Below are 19,044 nucleotides of genomic sequence, written 5' to 3'. Positions count from 1 at the left end.
CCATAACCACCGATGTTGATTGCTGTACGTCGCTGGAACGACGAGTCGCGTTCACAAGCCGGGCCCCGGAGTATGGGTCCCTGCTTTCGCAGGGACGACGGTGTGCCTGGGGCGCCAACCCCGCCAAAATTCGCGATTGCCGGCTGCCCCATCTTCAGGCAATGACGGCCTGCAATGAACAAGAGCTTCGAGGAAACTGCCGCTCGTCTGGCGCCGGCGATCTTTGTCGTGCTGTGGAGCACGGGATTCATCGGCACCAAATACGTCATCAACAATGCGGAGCCGCTGACCTATCTGGCGATCCGGATGGCGTTCGTGGTGGTGGTGATGGCGGTCATCGCCGCGGTGGCGCGGCCGAAATGGCCGGATCGCACCGGCGTCTTCCACAGCGCGGTGGCCGGCATCCTGGTGCACGGCTTCTATCTCGGCGGCACCGCGATCGCGATCGCGCATTCGATTCCGGCCGGGCTCTCGGCGTTGATCCCGGGCTTGCAGCCGATCCTGACCTCGACCATCGCCAACCGCTGGTTGGGGGAGCGCGTCACGCCGCTGCAATGGGGTGGGCTGGTGCTTGGCCTCGCCGGCGTCGTCTTGATCCTGCACAACCGGCCGATGACGGGCGACGCCGGCTGGGGCTGGCTTGCCTCTGGCGTCTCGCTGATCAGCATCACGCTGGGCACGCTCTATCAGCGCCGCTACTGCAACCGGATCGACTGGCGCGCCGGCAACCTCGTGCAGTACATCGCGGTGACGATCTTCTTTGGCATCGGCGCCTTCTTGTTCGAGACCAATGTGGTGCACTGGACCGGCGAGTTCGTGCTGGCGCTGGCCTGGCTGGTGTTCGCACTGTCGATCGGTTCGATCTCGCTGTTGTACTGGCTGATCCGCCACCATGCCGCGACCTCGGTCGCGAGCCTGTTCTATCTGGTGCCGGCAACGACCGCGCTAATGGCGTATCTTCTGTTCGACGAAAAGCTGGACTATGTCGCGATTGCCGGCATGACGGCCTGTGCCGCGGCGGTGCTGCTGGTCAACCGCCGCTAATCCTTGCCGCGGATTTTCGCGTATGCCGCAAGTGCGCGTTCGCGGCCCTGCTTGTGATCGACGATCGGCTGCGGGTAGCTCTTGCCGAGCTTGATGCCGGCACTTGCGAGCTCGATCGGCGTCGCGGTCCAGGGCTGATGGATCAGCTCGTTGGGCAGTTGCGCGAGCTCCGGCACCCAGCGCCTGACATAGGCGCCGTCGGGATCGAACTTCTCACCCTGCAGGATCGGATTGAACACGCGGAAATAGGGCGCGGCGTCGGCGCCGGAGCCGGCGACCCATTGCCAGTTCGCCGGGTTTGAGCCGGCATCGGCATCGACCAGCGTGTCCCAGAACCACTGCTCGCCGGCGCGCCAGTCGATCAGCAGATGCTTCACCAGGAACGAGGCCACCACCATGCGCACCCGGTTGTGCATCACGCCGGTGTGCCAGAGCTCGCGCATCCCGGCATCGACGATCGGATAGCCGGTCAGGCCGCGCTGCCAGGCCTTCAATGCGCGGGCGTCGCGCTTCCACGGAAAGGCGTCGAACTGCTCCTGCAAATTCCGCTCCGCCAGGTCGGGGACGTCGTACAGCAGATGGCGGCAGAACTCGCGCCAGCCGAGCTCGCTCAGGAACTTGTCGATGTCGCCGGCAAGGCGCGGATGCTCGGCGGCGGCGAAACGGGCGGCGTACCAGAGCTGGCGCGGGCTGAGCTCGCCGAAGCGCAGATGCGGCGACAGGCGGGAGGTGCCGTCGCGGTCGGGCCGGTCGCGGTCGCTGCTGTAGCCCGCGATACCGTCGTCCAGAAACGCCTTCAGCCGCGCCTGCGCGCCGGCTTCGCCCGGCGTCCAGGTCTCGCGCAGGCCGCCGGCCCAATCCGGCCGGGTCGGCTCGAGCTTCCAGTCGTCGATGGCCTCGCTCGCGATACCGCCGATGCAGGTGAGCTTCTTCGGCGCCGGCAGCGGCTTTGCCGGATCGCCGAGGCCCTGCACGCGCCGCCAGAACGGCGTGAAGACGCGCAGGCCGCGATTGTCCTTGTTGCGGATGGCTTTGGGATCGACGAGCAGGTCGCCGGGGAAAATCTGCGAGTCGATGCCGTCACTTGCGAGCGCGGATTCAACGTCGCCGGCAATCGCTTGATGCGGCGCCTGCGCGATGTCGTTCCAGAACACGGCGCCCGCGTTGATTTCGCGTGCCAGCGTGGCGATCACGTCAGCCGCCGGTCCTCTACGCAGCACCAGCGTTCCACCGGTCGCCTGAAGGCTTTTGCGAAGTGCGCGCAGCGATTGCGCGAGCCACCAGCGCGTCGCGCCCCCGAGGGGGCGCGCGGCTGGAGGTTTCAGGGCACGGCTTTGTTCGTCGCGGACATAGAGGCCAACCACGGGCGTGCCGCGGCTGGCTGCTTCGTGCAGGGCCGGGTGGTCCGACAGTCGCAGATCGTCGCGGAACCAGACGATAACGGGCTGTGCGCTTGCCACTCGACCACGTCGTTCCGGCCGTTACTTCGGCTGCGGCACGATGCGGATATAGGGCTTCGGTTCCTTCCAGCCCTGCGGGTAGATCGTCTTGGCCTCGTCGTTGTTGACCGAGCCGGCGATGATCACGTCCTCGCCCTGCTTCCAGTCAGCCGGGGTGGCGACGCGATGCTTGGCGGTGAGTTGCAGCGAGTCGATGACGCGCAGGATCTCCTGGAAGTTCCGGCCGGTGGTCATCGGGTAGACCAGCACCAGCTTGATCTTCTTGTCGGGGCCGATGATGAAGACGTTGCGGACGGTCTGGTTGTCCGCCGGCGTGCGGGTGAGGGGATCGCCTGAGGTTGAGGCCGGCAGCATGTCGTAGAGCTTCGACACGTTGTAGTCGGTGTCGCCGATCATCGGATAGTTCGGCGCGGCACCCTGGGTCTCCTTGATGTCCTCGGACCATTTGGCGTGACGGTCGACCGGATCGACCGACAGGCCCATCAGCTTGACGCCGCGCTTGTCGAACTCGGGCTTCAGGCGGGCGAGGGTGCCGAGCTCGGTGGTGCAGACCGGGGTGAAGTCCTTGGGATGAGAGAACAAAAGCGCCCAGCTGCTGCCGATCCAGTCGTGGAATTTGACCTTGCCTTCGGTGGTCTCGGCTTCGAAGTCGGGAGCGAGTGCGCCAATCTGAAGTGCCATGATTTTACCTCATCTCTTTGATGTTGCAGCTAAAATTGCATTTGAGGTGGTCGGGTTCCATTATAGGGCGCATCGACGCTTAAGTGAACGGGTTCTGAAAGAAGATGAAACATTTCTTCTTGAGGGAGGAATTCCAAGCAACTTGTTTTGATCGATGCCCCTGCGGCGAAATATCAGCTGCGGCACAAAAGCTTGGAAATGCCCAGATAAAGCCGCTTATCGCCGTCATCACGCCGGCCCCGGCTGCTATAGGACTGAACCGTGACAGCTTCCAAAGCGACCAAATAGCAACCATCTAAAAATCTCGGAACCCAAGTTCCGAATCGTTAACCACTCGTTTACGCCCGCATGGAAAAGCTGGCCTAAGATAGGAATTGAAAGCCCCCCACAATGTCTACCCCAAGTACCAAGACCGCTGAGGCTCTCAGCGGTGCGTTGCATCCGTCCTGCCGCAAGACCGCCGCCCACGCGCTGACCATCGTCCGCGACGGCGTCATCACCGGCGAAGGCCCGACCACCAAGGGCCGTATCCATTTCTCCCGGTCGCTCGATGCCGATGACGCTGCCTGGTGCGCGCGCATCTTGACGGCGGCCGCGGTCGAGCATCAGCCGGTCAGCCGAGCCGAGATCGAGGCGCTGTTCGCGATCAACGAGGCGGCTGCCGAGCGCAGCGATGGCGGCCGGTTCGACGACCTGCTCGCCAAGGCGATCGCCCACCATGCCGCGTCCGAGTCCGGCCTGCCGGTGCCGCCGCGCACGGTGGCGCTGTCACCCGAGACCGACATCGGTCGCTGGGCGCCGACGCAGGGCACCAAGATGGACACCAAGGTTCTGGAGTGGATTGCCGGTCGCATGCGCGGTCAGCGCCGCACCGGCCGTGCGCTCGCGGCGATGGTTGCGACGCTGGTCGGCGCGACCGCTCTGCCGCTCGCAGCGCAGCTGCCCAACGTGTTCGACATCGGGATGATGTGATCATCCGGGGCGATGTCCTGCATCGTCCCGAACGAAAGGCTACAAGCAAGACGGCTTCAGGCGAGAGCGGCGGGGATCACTTCCCCGCCGTTTTCTGTTTGCCGCCGGTCTCCTCGAGCCCGAGCGTGCGCCCCGGGAAGCCGGCGACGTCGAAATAGCGGGTCGAGAGCACGCGCTGGAATTTCAGCACGGTGCGCAGGCCGTTGGCCGACGGCTTCTTCGACATGATGGTGCCCTCGGCCATCTTCGGCACGATGCCGTTCGGCAGCGCCTCCGACATCACCCGGCCGATCAAGCCGCCATTGTTCGGGGCGCGCAGGCCGAGCAGCTGGGCTGCGGTCATGCCGACATCGGCGTTGCTGACCGGCAGCGGGTCGACATAGCCCGCCTTGAAGTCGGGGCCGATCGCGGCGGTGAAGTTGAAGGTGTCGCCACGGCTGAAGCTGCCATGCATGCCCTGGCCCTGGCGCAGCACGGTGTCGGCGATCTGCACCGAGCAGTTGGTCGGGATCTCGCAGCCGCTCGACCAGGAGCGGAAGTTGACCACGATCGACGGGTTCGGCGTCACTGCCTTGCCCTTCAGATTGAGGTTCGACATCGGCAGCGTGCCGGGGAAGGTGCCGAGCTTGTCGTCGACGAACAGGCCGCTGACATAGTCCTGCTCGAGCAGCGCCTTGACGACGCGGTCGGCGAGCTTCTTGTCACGGTTCGGCAGATAGATCAGGTCCGAGCCGCCATTGGTCGCGATCACGACGTCGGGCTTGGCCGGGTCCTGGCCGAGCACGCCGTTGCCGGCCTTCGGGTGGGCGTTGTCGGCGACCTTGGCGTTCTTGTCGTTGGGGTCGAACAGCGGCAGGTTCAGCGCCTTCGCGAGATCGATCGCCAGGAAGCCCATCGGCAGGAAATCCTTCGGCGTGTCGTCGAAGGCGATCTTGGCCGAGGGGCTGGTCTTGCTCTCCTTCGAGATCGTCGAGAAGCCGTGGTCGGAGGAGACCATGATGTTGGTGGTGGCCGACAGCCCGAGCTCGTCGAGCGCCTTGCGGAGCTGGGCGAGGTTGTTGTCGGCATTCTTGATGCCGGCCATCGAGGTCGGACCGTTGATGCCGGGGGTGATGGTGTTTAGGCTGTCACCGGTGTTGTGCTGGCTGCCGTCAGGGTCGCGCGACCAGAACACCAGCACGAACGGCTTGTTGCGCGCCTTGAACATCGGCAGCACGACCTTGGTCGCGACGTCGGCCATGTAGCCCTGCTGCGCGACGTTGGCGACCGTGGTGCCCGGCGTCTTGGCGTCGCCCGCCTTGGCGTTGTCGCCGCGGCTCGGGGTGGCGAGCGGCAGGCCGGCCTTGGTCAGTGCCTCCTTCATCTCATCGGACAGCGGCACGCCGGTCTTGCCGCCGGTGGAATCGTCGACCACGATCGTGTTCTTGCCGCGATCGGTGTGGTCGAACAGCAGGGTCGGACCGACCTTGCCGATGGCCGCGGTGCTGAAACCCTGGCCGCGGGCCATCTTCAGCAGCGTCTCCTCATTGAGGTAGTCGCCGTTGAAGTGATCGTCGATATCGGCGAGTACCGCGTCGTTCTCGATGAACGGCACCACGGTGTCGCCGGCCGGCACCGAGGTGTAGCCGGTATAGATCGTGTTGGAGAAGGTGCCGGTGTCGCCGAGATAGTGGCCGGTCGACAGTGCCGAGCTGTTCGCCATCGTGAAGGTCGGGAACAGCGAGTGCGAATTCTTGAAATGAACGCCTTTGTCGCGGATCTCGGCCATCGCGGGCGCCGTCTGCGGCGTCACGATGCCGCCGCGCAGGCCGTCGGGGACGAACAGGATCAGGTTGCGGGGCTTTGCGTTCTGCGCGGACGCGGCGCCGGCTGAAAGCGCGATTATGCTCGCGGACAATAGTGTGATGGCTCGACGCATTTTCTCGCTCCCCCATAGGGCCCCGCGGCAGATCGCCGCCGCCTTCGTTTAGTTTTGCCATATGACAGAAATGTTACAGCGCTTGTTTGGCGCTGTAACTGCCGGATTTTTCTTGGCGAGCGCCGGTCGACACGCCGTCATTCGGCAGGCTGAATCGCGGACCTCTCACCGCGCGCAGCGCTGCCGGCATGCCCGTACCGTGCATAGAGCGCGGGCAGCACGGCGAGCGTCAGCAAGGTCGCGCTGATCAGGCCGCCGATCACGACGGTGGCGAGCGGCTTCTGCACCTCGGCGCCGGTGCCGGTGGCGAATGCCATCGGCACGAAGCCGAGCGAAGCCACCAGCGCCGTCATCACCACCGGCCGGAAGCGGGTGAGGGCGCCTTGCTCGATGGCGTCGCGCATCGGCACGCCGCGCTCGCGCAATTGCCTGACGAAGCTCAGCATGACGAGCCCGTTCAGGACCGCAACGCCGGACAGCGCGATGAAGCCGACGGCGGCCGAGATCGAGAACGGCATGCCGCGCAGCCATAGCGCCGCGATGCCGCCGGTGAGCGCCAGCGGCACCGCGCTGAACACCAGCAGCGCGTCGCGCGCCGATCCCATCGCCGCCAGCAGCAACAGGAAGATCATCGCAAAACAGGCCGGCACCACCACGGCAAGGCGCTGCCGCGCCGCGGCGAGGTTTTCGGACTGGCCGCCCCAGGTCATCCAGTAGCCCGGCGGCAGCGCCACCGATTGCGCGACCTTGGCCTGCGCTTCCTCGACCACCGAGCCGAGATCGCGGCCGCGGACATTGGCCGTCACCACGATGCGGCGCTTGCCGTTCTCGCGGCTGATCTGGTTCGGCCCTTCGGTGAAGGAGAATTGCGCGACGCGGTTGAGCGGCAGGCTCTGCACCGGCGAGCTCGGCGTTGCCTTCGGCAAGGCGACCGGCAGATTGCTCAGCGCCTCGAGATCGGAGCGCACGCTCTCCGGCAGCCGCACCACGATGTCGAAGCTGCGATCGCCTTCGTACACGACGCCGGCATCCTGGCCGCCGACCGCGGCGCCGATCACGTCCTGGACCGCGGAGACGCTGAGGCCGCGCCGCGCGATCGCCGCCTTGTCGACCTTGATCTCGAGCACGGGCAGGCCGCTGGCCTGTTCGACCTTGACGTCGGTCGCGCCGCGCACGCTGCGCAATGCGGCCGCGATCTGGTTGGCGGCCTTCTGCATTGGCTCGAACTCGTCGCCGAACACCTTCACCGCGATGTCGCCGCGAACGCCGGCGAGCAGTTCGTTGAAGCGCATCTGGATCGGTTGGGTGAATTCGTAGACGTTGCCGGGCAGCCGGCCGACCGCCTTCGAGATGTCCTCGATCAACTGCTCCTTGGTCAGTGATGGATCCGGCCATTGCTCGCGCGGCTTCAGGATGATGAAGGTGTCGGAGGCGTTCGGCGGCATTGGATCGCTCGCCACTTCGGCGGTGCCGGTCTTGGAGAACACGAAGGACACCTGCGGGAAGCGGCTGACGGCCTTCTCGACCGACAGCTGCATCGCCTGCGACTGCGACAGCGCCGTGCTCGGAATCCTGAGCGCGTGCATCGCAATGTTCTTCTCGTCGAGCGAGGGGATGAACTCCTGGCCGAGACGGAAGAAGGCGAACAGGGCGGTCGCGAACAGCACGATCGCCACTGCGATAACCGGAACGGGCGTTGCGACCGCGCGGCGCAGCAGCGGGCTGTACCCGCGCTTCAGCGCGGCAACCAGCCAGTTCTCCTTTTCCTGCACGCGGCCGGTGATGCCGATCGCGATCAGTGCCGGCACCAACGTCAGCGACAGCACGAAGGCGGCCGCGAGGGCGAGGATCACGGTCAGCGCCATCGGCTCGAACATCTTGCCTTCGACGCCGGTGAATGTGAGCAGCGGCACATAGACCAGCAGGATGATGGCCTGGCCGTAAAGGCTCGGCTGCACCATTTCGACGGCGGAGGCGCGCACCGTCGCCAGCCGTTCGTCGCGCGTCAGCACACGGCCGAGCGCGTGCTGCCTCTCGGCGAGGTGGCGCAGGCTGTTCTCGGTGATGATGACGGCGCCGTCGACGATCAGGCCGAAATCGAGCGCACCAAGGCTCATCAGATTGGCGCTGATCCGCCCCTGCCACATGCCGATGGCGGTCATCAGCATGGCAATCGGGATCACCAGTGCCGTGATCAGCGCTGCCCGGAAATTGCCGAGCAGCACGAACAGCACGGCGATCACGAGCAGTGCGCCTTCTGAGAGGTTGCGCGCAACGGTGCCGATCGTCGCATCGACGAGCTGGGTGCGATCGAGCACCGTCTTGACCTCGACGCCCGCCGGAAGGGATGGCGTGATGGCACGCAGCTTGGCATCGACGGCGGCGGAGACCGTGCGGCTGTTGGCGCCGATCAGCATCAGCGCGGTGCCGACCACGACCTCGCGGCCGTTCTCGCTGGCGCTGCCGGTCCGCGTCTCGCCGCCGATCGAAAGCGTCGCGAGATCGCGGATCCGGACCGGGACGCCGCCGCGGGTGGTGACGACGACGGCGCCTAACTCGTCGATGTTCTCGAGGCGGCCGCCGGATCGCACCACATATCCTTCGCCGTTGCGTTCGATGTAGCGCGCGCCGCGGCTGACATTGTTGCTCTCGATTGCCTTGGCGACGTCGGCAAAGGTGAGGCCGAGCGCGATCAGCTTCGCTGCGTCGGGATGGACCTGGTACTGCTTGAGGTAGCCACCGATCGAATCGACGCCGGCGACACCAGGCACCATCTTGATCTGCGGCTTGATGATCCAGTCCTGCACCGTGCGCAGATAGGCGTCCTTCTCGACTTCGCTTTGCAGCACCTGGCCGTCCGCCGTCAGGAAGCGGCCGTCGCTTTGCAGCCCCGGCGCGCCATCGCTCTGCACTTTTTGTCCGGAGTAATGGACGGTCCACATGTAGATTTCGCCAAGGCCGGTCGAGGTCGGGCCGATCCGCGGCTCGATGCCTTGGGGCAGGCGCGCGCGCACTTCAGTCAGCCGCTCGCCGACCTGCTGGCGCGCGAAATAGATGTCGGTCGCCTCGCTGAACACCGCCGTGATCTGCGAGAAGCCGTTGCGCGACAGCGACCGCGTGCTCTCCAGCCCCGGCGCGCCGGCGAGTGCCGTCTCGATCGGGAAGGTGATCTGCTTCTCGATCTCCGCCGGCGACAGCGCAGGCGCCACGGTGTTGATCTGCACCTGCTTGTTGGTGATGTCGGGCACCGCATCGATCGGCAGCTTCGTCAATGCGAGGCCGCCGAGGAACATCAGGATGGCCGCCAGGGTGACGACGACCCAGCGCCGCTGGATCGCAAGACCGATGATGCGCTCAATCATGGCCGTGCTCCGCCTCGTCCTTTTCGATCTCGGCCTTCAGCGTGAAGGTGTTTTGTACGGCGATGGTCTCGCCGGCGGCGAGGCCCGAAACGATCTCGATATCGTCGTCGTCCTCGCGGCCGGTCCGCACCGATCGCGCCTCAAAGCCATCGGCATCGCGTACGAATACGGTCGATGTCCCCTTGATGGTTTGAATGGCTTTCTTTGACACGATGACGGTCGACGGCGCGCCCGCCAGCGGCACCTCGGCGGTGACGAAAGTGCCCGGCTTCCAGCGGTGGTCCTTGTTGGGCATGGTCGCGATCACCCGCGCGTTGCGGGTCTCGCGATCGAGCAGGGGGCTGACGAAGATCACGCCGGCGCTGGCCTCGTCCTCGGTGCCGATGGCGCGGATCTTCACCGTGACGCCTTCGCGGACCGCGCTGATGTCTTCCGGTGAAACTGCTAGGTCGACCCAGATATCGTCGAGATTGACGATGACGTAGAGCTCGCTTTCCTGGCCCTCGCGCCCGATCAATCCGCCGAGGTCGACGCGGCGTTCGGAGACCCGGCCGCTGATCGGTGCACGCAGGAACTGGGTCCGCAGGCTCTCGGGGGGCTGGTTGGGCAGATCGGCGATCTCGCTCTCCGACAGGCCCAGCGCGAACAGCTTCTGCCGTGCGCCGTCGAGCTTGATCTGGGCGTCGTTTGCGGTCAGCCGCGTGCGCAGGAATTCGTTCTCCGACACGATGCGGGTCTCAACCAGCGTCTTCTGCCGCGCATAGAGCGTCTGCTGCAGATCGTTGGTCAGCCGCGCGGCGAGGTATTCGCTCTTGGCGTCGGCGACCTCGCGGCTTTCGATCGCGGCGACGATCTCGCCCTTCTCGACGACGTCGCCGAGGCGCTTGCGCAGTTCCGTGACGGTTGCCAGCACGCGCACCGAGACGCGGCCGATATGGTCGGCGTCGGGGATCAGCGATCCCGGCGCGAGGAAATGCCGCTTCAGCATGCCGCCGCCGGCCGGCGCGAAGGTGATGCCGGCTTCCCGGACCTGCTCTTCGCTCAGCTCGATATGTCCGGGCGCCTCATGCTTGCCCTCGGATTTCTCCGGGCTCGTTGACGCAGTCTCCTGCGGCGTGGTCGGGAACTTGATCGGCCAGCCGATCCATCCGGCCGCCACAACGACCAGTGCGATGCCGGCGGCTACGCCGGCGAAAAATAGAACAACCCGTTTCATATGCGCCTCTCCGCAGCACAGGCCGCTGGCCATGCGCTGTCGCGACATCGATCTGTGCGAAAGCGTGCGCGCTGCCTGATGGCAGCGGTACACGGCCGGTCACGTTGACCGGGTCAGGCGCGGGGTGGTTTGAAGGGAGAGAGGCGCTCGGCCGACGCCGGCAGCTCGATACGGCTGTCGCTATAGCTATGGGGCGCATAGGCGATCGGGAACGCCGTTTCCTGCGGAGCGACCGAGGCGACGTGCGTCAGGCAGTGATCGCCATGCAGCGAAGCCGGATGCGCGGGAGCCTTGCCGCCCGTGTCGTTGATCGACAGTGCGATCGAGAAGCCGGGAGCTGCATCATCATCATCATCGAAGGCCCAGCCGTGGAAGAACGACAGCACCAGCGCGAGCGAGATCAGTCCCGCAAGCAGGCTGCGCCAGCGGCGCGATCCCGTTGCGTGGGGGGAAGACTGAATCATGGTGCGCGACGCGTCCATGGCCCTCATTAACGCCGTGACCGCGCGCATTCAAGTTCGAGACCGCGACAGATTGGCCGTGGATACTATAACGTTACACGCCGTCTGCGGTCCGGCGCAGCAGCCATCGGCGCGCCGCGACGACGGCCCAGATCGCTTCGACGAGGCCGAACGGCCAGGCGCCCTGCAGGAAACCGTAGGCCGAGCCGAGCGCGCAGGAGACTGCGAAGGCCAGGATGAACCAGGGGCTGCGATCTTCGGCCGCGTAGCAGACGAGCATCATGGTCACGGCGAACAATCCGAACAGCGTCAGCGCATCCATTCCGCGGTACAACCCCTGTTGTAACACCATTGATATCTGAGCATGCTTGGGATGGAATATCCATCCAGTGCCGCCGCCCGAAAGGATCGTCCCCATGAAGCGCATGCATGTTCACGTCGCCGTCAAGGACATCCCGCAATCGGTCGGCTTCTACTCGGCGCTGTTCGGGGCCGAGCCGACGGTCGTGAAATCCGATTATGCAAAGTGGATGCTCGACGATCCCCGCGTCAATTTCGCGATTTCGACCCGCGGCCGCGAGCCGGGCCTCGATCATCTCGGCATTCAGGTCGAGAGCGCCGAAGAGCTCGGCGAGGTCTACGGTCGGCTGCGCAAGGCGGGCGGCGAGGTCGTCGAGCAGGGCCTGACGGTGTGCTGCTATGCCAAGTCCGAGAAGTCGTGGATCGACGATCCCGCGGGGATTGCGTGGGAGACCTTCCACACGACCGGTGAGAGCATCGTCTATGGCGACGGCACCGGCGAGCGGACCGCGCGTGTCGCGCACGAGAAGCAGGACGGCAAGCAGAGCGCGTGCTGCGCGCCGCAGCCGCAGGCGGCAGCGCCCGAGGCTTCGGCTTGCTGCAATTCGTGAGGTCGAAGCGGCCGCACGTATCAACGCCAGGAGGCCGCCGCCGGCAGTCGCCGCAACCAGCTACCGCTGTAAGCAAAGGCTTAATGCCTGCGACATATTATCCCGACGTCGACTCCCCTCCGTGCTAACAGCCCCTTAACCATGCGGCTCTTGCCACTCAAGGACCCTGAGCGGTCCTGGCGTCACATCAAGGCACAATGGAAGAAGGACGCTGAAGGCGTCGGTGAGGATTTTGCCACCTTCGGCGGCGTCGTGGCGTTTGAAGCGCTCACCGCCAGGGAAGGTGACGGTCAGGGGCTGTATCACCTGACCGACGGCGAACGGGTCCACGCGGTCTGTCAGGTCAGGCGTCTCTTGATGAGCCGATATTCGGCGCCGGCTCTCAGCGCGCGCTTCGTCAATGTGTCTCCGATCTACGATCTCGGCGTCGCCGATACCGGCACCTACGCGCAGATGCTTGTGGCGCTGTTCTCCGGCGTGGTCTGGCTGTCGCGTGATGCGTTGTCGGCAAACCACATCCGGTTTCTGCTCAAGAGCCCGGGAGACTCGCAGTTCTTCGCCGCGCTCAAGGCCGTGACGCCGCTCTCACCGTTCTCGAAATTCACCATCGAAGGCGCGTTGATCGAGTGCAGCCTGAAGGAGGCGTCCACGGCGCCTGTGGCGGCCGTCTCCTGACGATCTTCCCGCCGACCGCGTTCGCCTGCGCATCCGCCTTAACCGTCCGATAACTGATTTTCCTAACCACCCCTTGGGTTGTGTTCCCGTAGAAGAGCACCCGCAGGGGCAGGAAAATGTCGATTGTTTCAACGGACAGCGTGATGCCGGAACACCGGCGGCTGTCGATCAAGGGTGTGTCGCGCGCCAGCAGGATGGGCGCCATTCAGTGGCTCGTCCTGAGCGCCGCGCTGCTGGTGCTCGCGATCACCCTTGGCACCGGCTACCTCGCGCTGCAGTTTCGCGAGCGCGCACTGGAGATGTCCGAGCGCGAGCTCAACAACACCGCGCTGCTGCTGTCGCGGCACTTCGACCAGCAACTCACCGACCTCCAGCATGTCCACGACGACATCTTGAATTACCTGCGTTCGGAGCAGGTCGAGACCGCCGATCAGTTCGAGAAGAACATGTCGCTGTTGAGCGCGCACGAGATGCTGCGCACACGGCTGGCGGCGCTGCCGCATGTCGGAGGGCTCAATCTGTTCAACGCCAAGGGCTGGTTGATCAACTCGTCCGAGATGTGGCCGGTGCCCGATATCAGCATTGCCGACCGGCGCTATTTCCAGGAGTTCATCTCGGGGCGGCCGACGTCGCCGGTCATCGTCGAGCCCGCGATGAGCAAGGTGACCGGCAACTGGACCACGATCTTTGCGCGCAAGATCACCGGGCGCAATGGCGAGATCATCGGCTTTGCGAGCCGCGGCGTCGAGCCGAGCCATTTCGAGGATTTCGTGGCCTCGTTGGCGCTGAACGGCGACACCGTGATCTCGATGATCCATCGCGACGGCACGATCATCGCGCGCTATCCGCAGGATGCCAGCGCGGTCGGCCGCAACATCAGCGACCAGTCGTTGTTCCGGAAAGTCATCGGCCTCGGCGGCAACACGTCGGGGCGGTTCGTCGGCTCCGCCGGCGAGGAGAATGTCGGCGCGGTCAGGTCGTTGTCGCACTTTCCGATCCTGATCCTCGCCACCACCAGGACCTCCAGCGCGCTGGAGGACTGGCGCGCCCAGACTAAGCTGCAGTTCTGCGCCGCCGTGCTCGCGGTGCTGATTGTGATCATGATGGTGTTCCTGATCGTCCGCCAGTTGCAGCGGCAGCACGATGCGGCGCAGCGCCGGCTGTCCGAGCAAAGCCAGCATCTCGACACCGCGATCAACACCATGACGCAGGGCCTGCTGCTGTTCGACGCCTCCGCGCGGCTCGTGATCTGCAACCAGCAATACATCGACATGTTCGGCCTCTCGCCCGACATCGCCAAGCCCGGCTGCCATCTGCGCGACCTGATCCTGCATCGCCAGGCGCTCGGCTCGTTCGTCGGCGATGTCGACGAATACTGCGCACGCTTCACCAACCCGAGGGGTGACGAGGTCCGGGACTCCGTGATCGTGACGCCCGACGGCCGCAGCATCCGCCTGATCTACAAGCGCGCGCCTGACGGGGGCTGGGCCACCACGCTCGAGGACGTCACCGACGGGCGGCGCACGCAGGCGCGGATCGAGTATCTCGCGCATTACGATGCGCTGACCAATCTGCCGAACCGGACGCTGTTCCAGCGCCACGCGGAAGGGCTGCTGCTCGAGTCCGCCGCGCGCGAATTCGCCATCCATTATATCGATATCGACGAGTTCAAGCGGATCAACGACACGCTCGGCCATCCGATCGGCGACGAATTCCTCCGGCGCGTGGCCGAGAAGCTGCGTCAGTCGGTTGGGTCGAACGATTTCATCGCGCGTCTCGGCGGTGACGAGTTCGCGATCGTCCAGCACGATATCGCCTCCGACGATGACGTCAGCGATCTCGTGGCGCGGATCTATCAGTCGCTGCGTACGCCGTTCGACTGCCTTGGCCATCATTTGGCGAGCGACGCCAGCATCGGCATCGCGATTGCGCCGCGCCACGGCTCCGATCTGTTCCGTCTGCTGAAATGCGCCGATCTGGCGATGTATGCCGCCAAGGCGGCCGGCCGCCGGACCTATCGCTTCTTCGATCCGGCGATGGAGAAGCAGGCCAATCTGCGCCGCGCGCTGGAGGCCGACTTGCGAACCGCCCTGGCGGAGGGCAGCTTCGAGCTGCACTACCAGCCGCTGGTCGACCTGCGCAGCGACGAGGTGACCGGCTGCGAGGCGCTGCTGCGCTGGCGCCATCCGGTGCGCGGCATGATCTCTCCGGTGGAGTTCATTCCGGTCGCCGAGGAGACCGGGCTGATCGAGGAGATCGGGCAGTGGGTGCTGCGCACCGCCTGCATAGAGGCGGCGGGCTGGCCGGCGCATGTCCGCGTCGCGGTCAACGTCTCGCCGATCCAGTTCAAGTCGGAGACGCTGGCACTGAAGGTCGCGAATGCGCTTGCCGAGAGCGGGCTCGACCCGCGCAGGCTCGAGCTCGAGATCACCGAGGCGGTGCTGATTGCCGATGACGACGCGGCGCTGGTCACGCTCGGTCAGCTCCGCGGGCTCGGTGTCCACATCGCGCTCGATGATTTCGGCACCGGATACTCGTCGCTGCAGTATTTGCAGCGCTTCCCGTTCGACAAGATCAAGATCGACCGCAGCTTCGTCAAGGAAGTGACGCGCAACTCGGGCTCGGCCTCGATCATCCGCGCCGTGGTCTCGATCGCCGCCGATCGCAACATGATCACGACCGCCGAGGGCGTCGAGACCGATCAGCAGCGCGACACCGTGCAGATGCTCGGCTGCACGCAGATGCAGGGCTATCTGTTCAGCAAGCCGGTTCCGGCGCAGGACGTCCGGACGCTGCTCGCGGCTGAAGGGGTCGAGCACGCCGCCTGAGCCGCGGCGAATCCGTTCGCAGGAACAATCCGCCCCGTCTCCGATTGAGAGCGAAAGCTCTCGAAAGGCGAGGCGACTCGATGAAAAGCAAGCTCGTATCCGACGCTCCCAGCGCACAAGTCCACGTCGTCGTGCTCGATAGCGGCGAGGAGGCATTCGGTACGCTGACGAAGTTCGCCAATGATGCGAGGCTGACGGCGGCATCGCTCACCGCGATCGGCGCATTCGAGCGGGCGACGGTCGGCCGGTTCGATTTCGAATCGAAGAGCTACCTGAAGATCGAGATCAACGAGCAGTGCGAGGTGCTGTGCGCGGTCGGCGATATCGCGACCGGTGACGACGGCAAGCCCAGCCTGCATATGCATATCGTGCTCGGACTGTCCGACGGTTCGACGCGCGGCGGCCATCTGCTCGCCGGCACCGTACGCCCGACGCTGGAGGCCGTGGTCACGGAAGCGCCGGCCAGCCTGAGGCGCCGGAAGCGGCCCGAGCTCGGCATCGCCCTGATCGATCCGGCCGCGGGCTGATCGCCGGACGCGCCCTGCCGAAAGGTTCCAAAAAGTCGATCGGACTTGGAACCGAAACCGCGGAACCGCGTTCCCTTGCGGGGCTCGACCGGCAAGGCGATCAATGAAAACCGCAGTTGCGTCCGCGGCCATGCTGCTGTTTGCCTCGTCCATGGCGAACGCTGAGAGTGGCCTTGCGTCCTATTATCGTGGCATCGGCAGGAGTGGCGAGATGACCTGCGCGCACCGCAAGAGGGCATTCGGCAGCATGATCACCGTGTCCTATCACGGTAAATCGATCCGCTGCCGGGTCAACGACCGCGGCCCGTTCATTCGCGGACGGATCATCGATGTCTCGACCGCGGCAGCCCGCGCGCTCGGCATCCTTCAGCTCGGCGTCGCGCATGTGGTGATCGAGTAGGGCGCGGCCGACGGGTGCGGTCAGGGCTTCGAAGCGGTCGCTCGCTGCTCGACGATCGCCTTGCGGAGCGTGCGCGACAGCGCCTCGACCGAATAGGGCTTCTGGATCAGCTCGAAACCGCTGTGCGCGTTCTCGGCGAGCACGTTGCTGTAGCCGCTGGTCAGCACCACCGGCAGGCCGGGAAAGCGATCGCGGATCACACCGGCGAGCTCGACCCCGTTCATGCCGGGCATGATCACGTCGGAGAACACGAGGTCGGCGGCGAACTCGTTCTCGGAGAGGATCGAGAGCGCTGCGTTGGCATTCGCCGCGCGCTTGACCGAATAGCCGAGATCCTCCAGCAGTTCGGTGGAGAACTGGCCGACATCGTCATTGTCCTCCACCACGAGGACGCGATAGCCGCGGCCGATCGAGGCCTGCTCGGTGCCGGCGCTGGCGGCGACCTTGGTGTCCACGGGACGCATTGCCTGCGGCAGATAGATCGTGAAGGTCGCGCCGTGTCCCGGCGTGCTGGTGACCTCGATGTCGCCATCGGATTGCTTGACGAAGCCGAAGGCCTGACTCAATCCGAGACCGGTTCCCTTGCCGACCTCCTTGGTCGTGAAGAACGGTTCGAAGATCGCGTCGAGATTTTCCGGTGAGATGCCGGTGCCGGTATCCTGGATCGAGACCGTCACGAAATCGCCGCTGCGCGAGGCCTGGGCGCGCAGGGCAGGGATGTGCTTGACCTTCCTGACGCCGATCGTCAGCTGGCCTTCGCCGTTCATGGCGTCGCGGCCGTTGACCGCAAGATTGATCATCGCGGTCTCGAACTGGCCGATATCGGCGATCGCAAAGCAGTCGGGATCCTCGATCCTGACCTCGATGTGGATCCGTGCGCCGACCAGCGGCCGGATCAGCTGCGTCACGCTATCGACCTGGGTCCCGACATTGAACACTTCGGGATTGAGCGGCTGCCGGCGCGCAAACGCCAACAGCTGCGCGGTGAGTTTGGAGGCGCGCTCCACGGTCTCGGAGATCGCATCGATGTAGCGGCGGCGCCGTTCGTCCGGCAGCTCGCGGCGGCGCAGGAAGTCGGTCGCGGAGCGGATGATGGTGAGCAGATTGTTGAAGTCGTGCGCGACGCCGCCGGTGAGCTGGCCGACTGCTTCCATCTTCTGCGATTGCCGCAGGGCTTCCTCGCCGCGGCGCCGTTCGGTGATGTCGACGGCCTCCGGCACCGCGCCGACGATCGTGCCATGCTGGTCCTGCAGCGGCCGCATCGCGAAATCGAAATAGCGCTCGCCGATCGGCAGTTGCAATTGCAGCTCGATCTTGACTTCGTCGCCGCGCATCGCGCTCGCAAATGCATTCTGGATCACGCGCGGCATTCCGGCGGAAGCAGTGAACCACGGCGTGTCCCAGAACGGCTTGCCGACGACGTCGGCGGCGTCAGCTCGAATGCCGGCCAATGCGGTCTGGTTGGTGTAGAGCAGGCCGCCATCGCGGTTGAGCAGCATCTGATATTGATGGCTGGTTTCCAGGATCGCGCGGGTCTGGGCTTCGCGGGATTCGAGCTGCGCGGTGCGCTCCAGGATGCGCCGCTCCAGCGACTCGTTGAGCTTGCGCAGCTCGATCTCGGCTTCCTTGGCGGCGGTGATGTCGTGGGCGACGCCGATGAAGCCGATATGCTTGCCGTTCGGGTCCCAGCGCGGCTGCGATTCCGAGCGCAGCCAGCGCCAATCGCCCTTGGCGTTGCGATAGCGGGCTTCGAGCACGAACGGCTTGAGCGAGAGCTCGCCGGTGATCTGCTCCTGAAGGATCTGCGGCAGGTCGTCCGGATGCAGCGCCTTGCGCCAGTCGAACACGATCGCTTCCTCGAACGGCAGTCCGAGGAAGTCGAGATAGGCCTGGTTGGCGAAGGAGCGGGTGCGGTCGAGCTTGGTGACCCAGATCGGGACCGGCGCGCTGTCGGCGATCAGGCGGAAGCGTTCCTCGCTCTCGCGCAGGGTCTCCTGCGCCAGCATCTGGTCGGTGACGTCGAGATCGGCGCCGACCAACCGCAGCGCGCGTCCGTTGCGGTCGCGCTCGATCTTGGCGACGACGCGGATCCAGCGGCTCTCGCCGTCGTTCGGGCGGACGATACGGTATTCCGTGGTGTAATCCTCGCCGCCGGCCTTGAGCACGCCGAACAGGTGCTTGATGGTGCGCTCGCGATCGTCGGGGTGGATGCGCGCGACCCAGTTCTCGTAGGTCTCGTTGACCTCCTCGGGCGGCAGACCGTGCACCAAGAGATATTCGGGAGAGCGGCGGTTGCGCACGCCGTCGCGGAAATCGATCTCGAGCCCGCCGACCCGCGCGATGCGCTGGATCCGCGCCAGCTCGGCCTCGCGCTCCTGCAGCTCGCGATGGGCGCGATCGCGTTCGCGCGCGATCTCCTCAAGGTGCTGCCGCAGCCGTTCGGCCGCCGCAGCTTCGGGGAGCACATCAGAGGGATCGGGTGGGGTCATACGCGCCGGCAACCTCTCGGTGCAGTGTCACACAGGACGAGGCGGCTTTGCCAGCTTGATTTATCGCGATCACTTGCCGTTCACTCGCTCGTCACTTCCC

General features: G+C 65.4%; 15 protein-coding genes. 7 read left to right on the top strand and 8 right to left on the bottom strand.

Annotation, left to right across the window (positions count from 1 at the left end):
• Positions 1-174: 174 nt before the first annotated feature.
• Positions 175-1,044, top strand: coding sequence for a DMT family transporter (locus BI327_RS02135; protein ID WP_076858161.1), 870 nt, complete (start codon positions 175-177; stop codon positions 1,042-1,044).
• Here the strand turns inward: BI327_RS02135 and BI327_RS02130 are convergent.
• Both BI327_RS02130 and BI327_RS02125 read right to left on the bottom strand, forming a co-directional pair.
• Positions 1,041-2,504, bottom strand: a complete 1,464-nt coding sequence (locus BI327_RS02130; protein ID WP_076858160.1) for a cryptochrome/photolyase family protein — start codon at positions 2,502-2,504, stop codon at positions 1,041-1,043. The genes BI327_RS02135 and BI327_RS02130 overlap by 4 nt on opposite strands.
• 21 nt (positions 2,505-2,525) lie before the next feature.
• Positions 2,526-3,185, bottom strand: coding sequence for a peroxiredoxin (locus BI327_RS02125; RefSeq protein WP_076858159.1), 660 nt, complete (start codon positions 3,183-3,185; stop codon positions 2,526-2,528).
• A 390-nt stretch (positions 3,186-3,575) separates the two neighbouring features.
• On the opposite strand from BI327_RS02125, the gene BI327_RS02120 reads away from it, so the two are divergent.
• Positions 3,576-4,157, top strand: a complete 582-nt coding sequence (locus tag BI327_RS02120; RefSeq protein WP_076858158.1) for a hypothetical protein — start codon at positions 3,576-3,578, stop codon at positions 4,155-4,157.
• A gap of 76 nt (positions 4,158-4,233) precedes the next feature.
• Here the strand turns inward: BI327_RS02120 and BI327_RS02115 are convergent, their stop codons facing one another.
• The 5 genes from BI327_RS02115 to BI327_RS02095 all read right to left on the bottom strand — a co-directional run bounded on the left by BI327_RS02115 (position 4,234) and on the right by BI327_RS02095 (position 11,436).
• Positions 4,234-6,075 carry an alkaline phosphatase family protein gene (locus BI327_RS02115; protein WP_076858157.1) on the bottom strand — a complete coding sequence of 614 codons (1,842 nt, stop codon included), beginning with the start codon at positions 6,073-6,075 and terminating at the stop codon, positions 4,234-4,236.
• 137 nt (positions 6,076-6,212) lie between these two features.
• Positions 6,213-9,437: an efflux RND transporter permease subunit gene (locus tag BI327_RS02110; RefSeq protein WP_076858156.1), complete on the bottom strand. Its 3,225-nt coding sequence runs from the start codon at positions 9,435-9,437 to the stop codon at positions 6,213-6,215.
• The gene (locus BI327_RS02105; protein WP_076859120.1) at positions 9,430-10,653 is read right to left on the bottom strand and encodes an efflux RND transporter periplasmic adaptor subunit; all 1,224 of its coding nucleotides are present in this window, start codon (positions 10,651-10,653) and stop codon (positions 9,430-9,432) included. Before BI327_RS02105 ends, BI327_RS02110 begins: the two co-directional genes overlap by 8 nt.
• A 113-nt stretch (positions 10,654-10,766) precedes the next feature.
• Complete coding sequence (locus BI327_RS02100) at positions 10,767-11,135, bottom strand: hypothetical protein (protein WP_076858155.1); 369 nt, start codon at positions 11,133-11,135, stop codon at positions 10,767-10,769.
• Positions 11,136-11,208: 73 nt separating this feature from the next.
• Positions 11,209-11,436 carry a hypothetical protein gene (locus BI327_RS02095; protein ID WP_076858154.1) on the bottom strand — a complete coding sequence of 76 codons (228 nt, stop codon included), beginning with the start codon at positions 11,434-11,436 and terminating at the stop codon, positions 11,209-11,211.
• 94 nt (positions 11,437-11,530) lie between these two features.
• On the opposite strand from BI327_RS02095, the gene BI327_RS02090 reads away from it, so the two are divergent.
• From BI327_RS02090 to BI327_RS02070, 5 genes are all read left to right on the top strand, one after another.
• Positions 11,531-12,025 carry an ArsI/CadI family heavy metal resistance metalloenzyme gene (locus BI327_RS02090; protein ID WP_076858153.1) on the top strand — a complete coding sequence of 165 codons (495 nt, stop codon included), beginning with the start codon at positions 11,531-11,533 and terminating at the stop codon, positions 12,023-12,025.
• Between the two features lie 141 nt (positions 12,026-12,166).
• Positions 12,167-12,700: a hypothetical protein gene (locus BI327_RS02085; RefSeq protein WP_076858152.1), complete on the top strand. Its 534-nt coding sequence runs from the start codon at positions 12,167-12,169 to the stop codon at positions 12,698-12,700.
• Positions 12,701-12,816: 116 nt separating this feature from the next.
• The gene (locus BI327_RS02080) at positions 12,817-15,528 is read left to right on the top strand and encodes a bifunctional diguanylate cyclase/phosphodiesterase (RefSeq protein WP_083741883.1); all 2,712 of its coding nucleotides are present in this window, start codon (positions 12,817-12,819) and stop codon (positions 15,526-15,528) included.
• 80 nt (positions 15,529-15,608) lie between these two features.
• The gene (locus BI327_RS02075) at positions 15,609-16,055 is read left to right on the top strand and encodes a PPC domain-containing DNA-binding protein (RefSeq protein WP_076858150.1); all 447 of its coding nucleotides are present in this window, start codon (positions 15,609-15,611) and stop codon (positions 16,053-16,055) included.
• Between the two features lie 103 nt (positions 16,056-16,158).
• Positions 16,159-16,455 carry a septal ring lytic transglycosylase RlpA family protein gene (locus BI327_RS02070; RefSeq protein WP_076858149.1) on the top strand — a complete coding sequence of 99 codons (297 nt, stop codon included), beginning with the start codon at positions 16,159-16,161 and terminating at the stop codon, positions 16,453-16,455.
• Between the two features lie 20 nt (positions 16,456-16,475).
• On the opposite strand, the gene BI327_RS02065 is transcribed toward BI327_RS02070, so the two are convergent.
• Positions 16,476-18,944: a PAS domain-containing hybrid sensor histidine kinase/response regulator gene (locus BI327_RS02065; protein WP_076858148.1), complete on the bottom strand. Its 2,469-nt coding sequence runs from the start codon at positions 18,942-18,944 to the stop codon at positions 16,476-16,478.
• Positions 18,945-19,044 lie beyond the last annotated feature (100 nt).

The sequence above is a fragment of the Bradyrhizobium mercantei genome (assembly GCF_001982635.1).
GTDB classification, from domain to species: Bacteria; Pseudomonadota; Alphaproteobacteria; order Rhizobiales; family Xanthobacteraceae; genus Bradyrhizobium; species Bradyrhizobium mercantei.
The sequence above is the reverse complement of the archived record's forward strand: the minus strand, read 5'-3'. Positions and strand labels throughout refer to the sequence as shown.

What these genes read in the sequence shown, in the direction of transcription:
- BI327_RS02115 (WP_076858157.1), bottom strand. Translation starts at nt 6,075, where the DNA reads ATGCGTCGAGCCATCACACTATTGTCCGCGAGCATAATCGCGCTTTCA.
- BI327_RS02105 (WP_076859120.1), bottom strand. Translation starts at nt 10,653, where the DNA reads ATGAAACGGGTTGTTCTATTTTTCGCCGGCGTAGCCGCCGGCATCGCA.
- BI327_RS02085 (WP_076858152.1), top strand. Translation starts at nt 12,167, where the DNA reads ATGCGGCTCTTGCCACTCAAGGACCCTGAGCGGTCCTGGCGTCACATC.
- BI327_RS02070 (WP_076858149.1), top strand. Translation starts at nt 16,159, where the DNA reads ATGAAAACCGCAGTTGCGTCCGCGGCCATGCTGCTGTTTGCCTCGTCC.
- BI327_RS02100 (WP_076858155.1), bottom strand. Translation starts at nt 11,135, where the DNA reads ATGGACGCGTCGCGCACCATGATTCAGTCTTCCCCCCACGCAACGGGA.
- BI327_RS02075 (WP_076858150.1), top strand. Translation starts at nt 15,609, where the DNA reads ATGAAAAGCAAGCTCGTATCCGACGCTCCCAGCGCACAAGTCCACGTC.
- BI327_RS02080 (WP_083741883.1), top strand. Translation starts at nt 12,817, where the DNA reads ATGTCGATTGTTTCAACGGACAGCGTGATGCCGGAACACCGGCGGCTG.
- BI327_RS02065 (WP_076858148.1), bottom strand. Translation starts at nt 18,944, where the DNA reads ATGACCCCACCCGATCCCTCTGATGTGCTCCCCGAAGCTGCGGCGGCC.
- BI327_RS02135 (WP_076858161.1), top strand. Translation starts at nt 175, where the DNA reads ATGAACAAGAGCTTCGAGGAAACTGCCGCTCGTCTGGCGCCGGCGATC.
- BI327_RS02110 (WP_076858156.1), bottom strand. Translation starts at nt 9,437, where the DNA reads ATGATTGAGCGCATCATCGGTCTTGCGATCCAGCGGCGCTGGGTCGTC.
- BI327_RS02090 (WP_076858153.1), top strand. Translation starts at nt 11,531, where the DNA reads ATGAAGCGCATGCATGTTCACGTCGCCGTCAAGGACATCCCGCAATCG.
- BI327_RS02095 (WP_076858154.1), bottom strand. Translation starts at nt 11,436, where the DNA reads ATGGATGCGCTGACGCTGTTCGGATTGTTCGCCGTGACCATGATGCTC.
- BI327_RS02120 (WP_076858158.1), top strand. Translation starts at nt 3,576, where the DNA reads ATGTCTACCCCAAGTACCAAGACCGCTGAGGCTCTCAGCGGTGCGTTG.
- BI327_RS02125 (WP_076858159.1), bottom strand. Translation starts at nt 3,185, where the DNA reads ATGGCACTTCAGATTGGCGCACTCGCTCCCGACTTCGAAGCCGAGACC.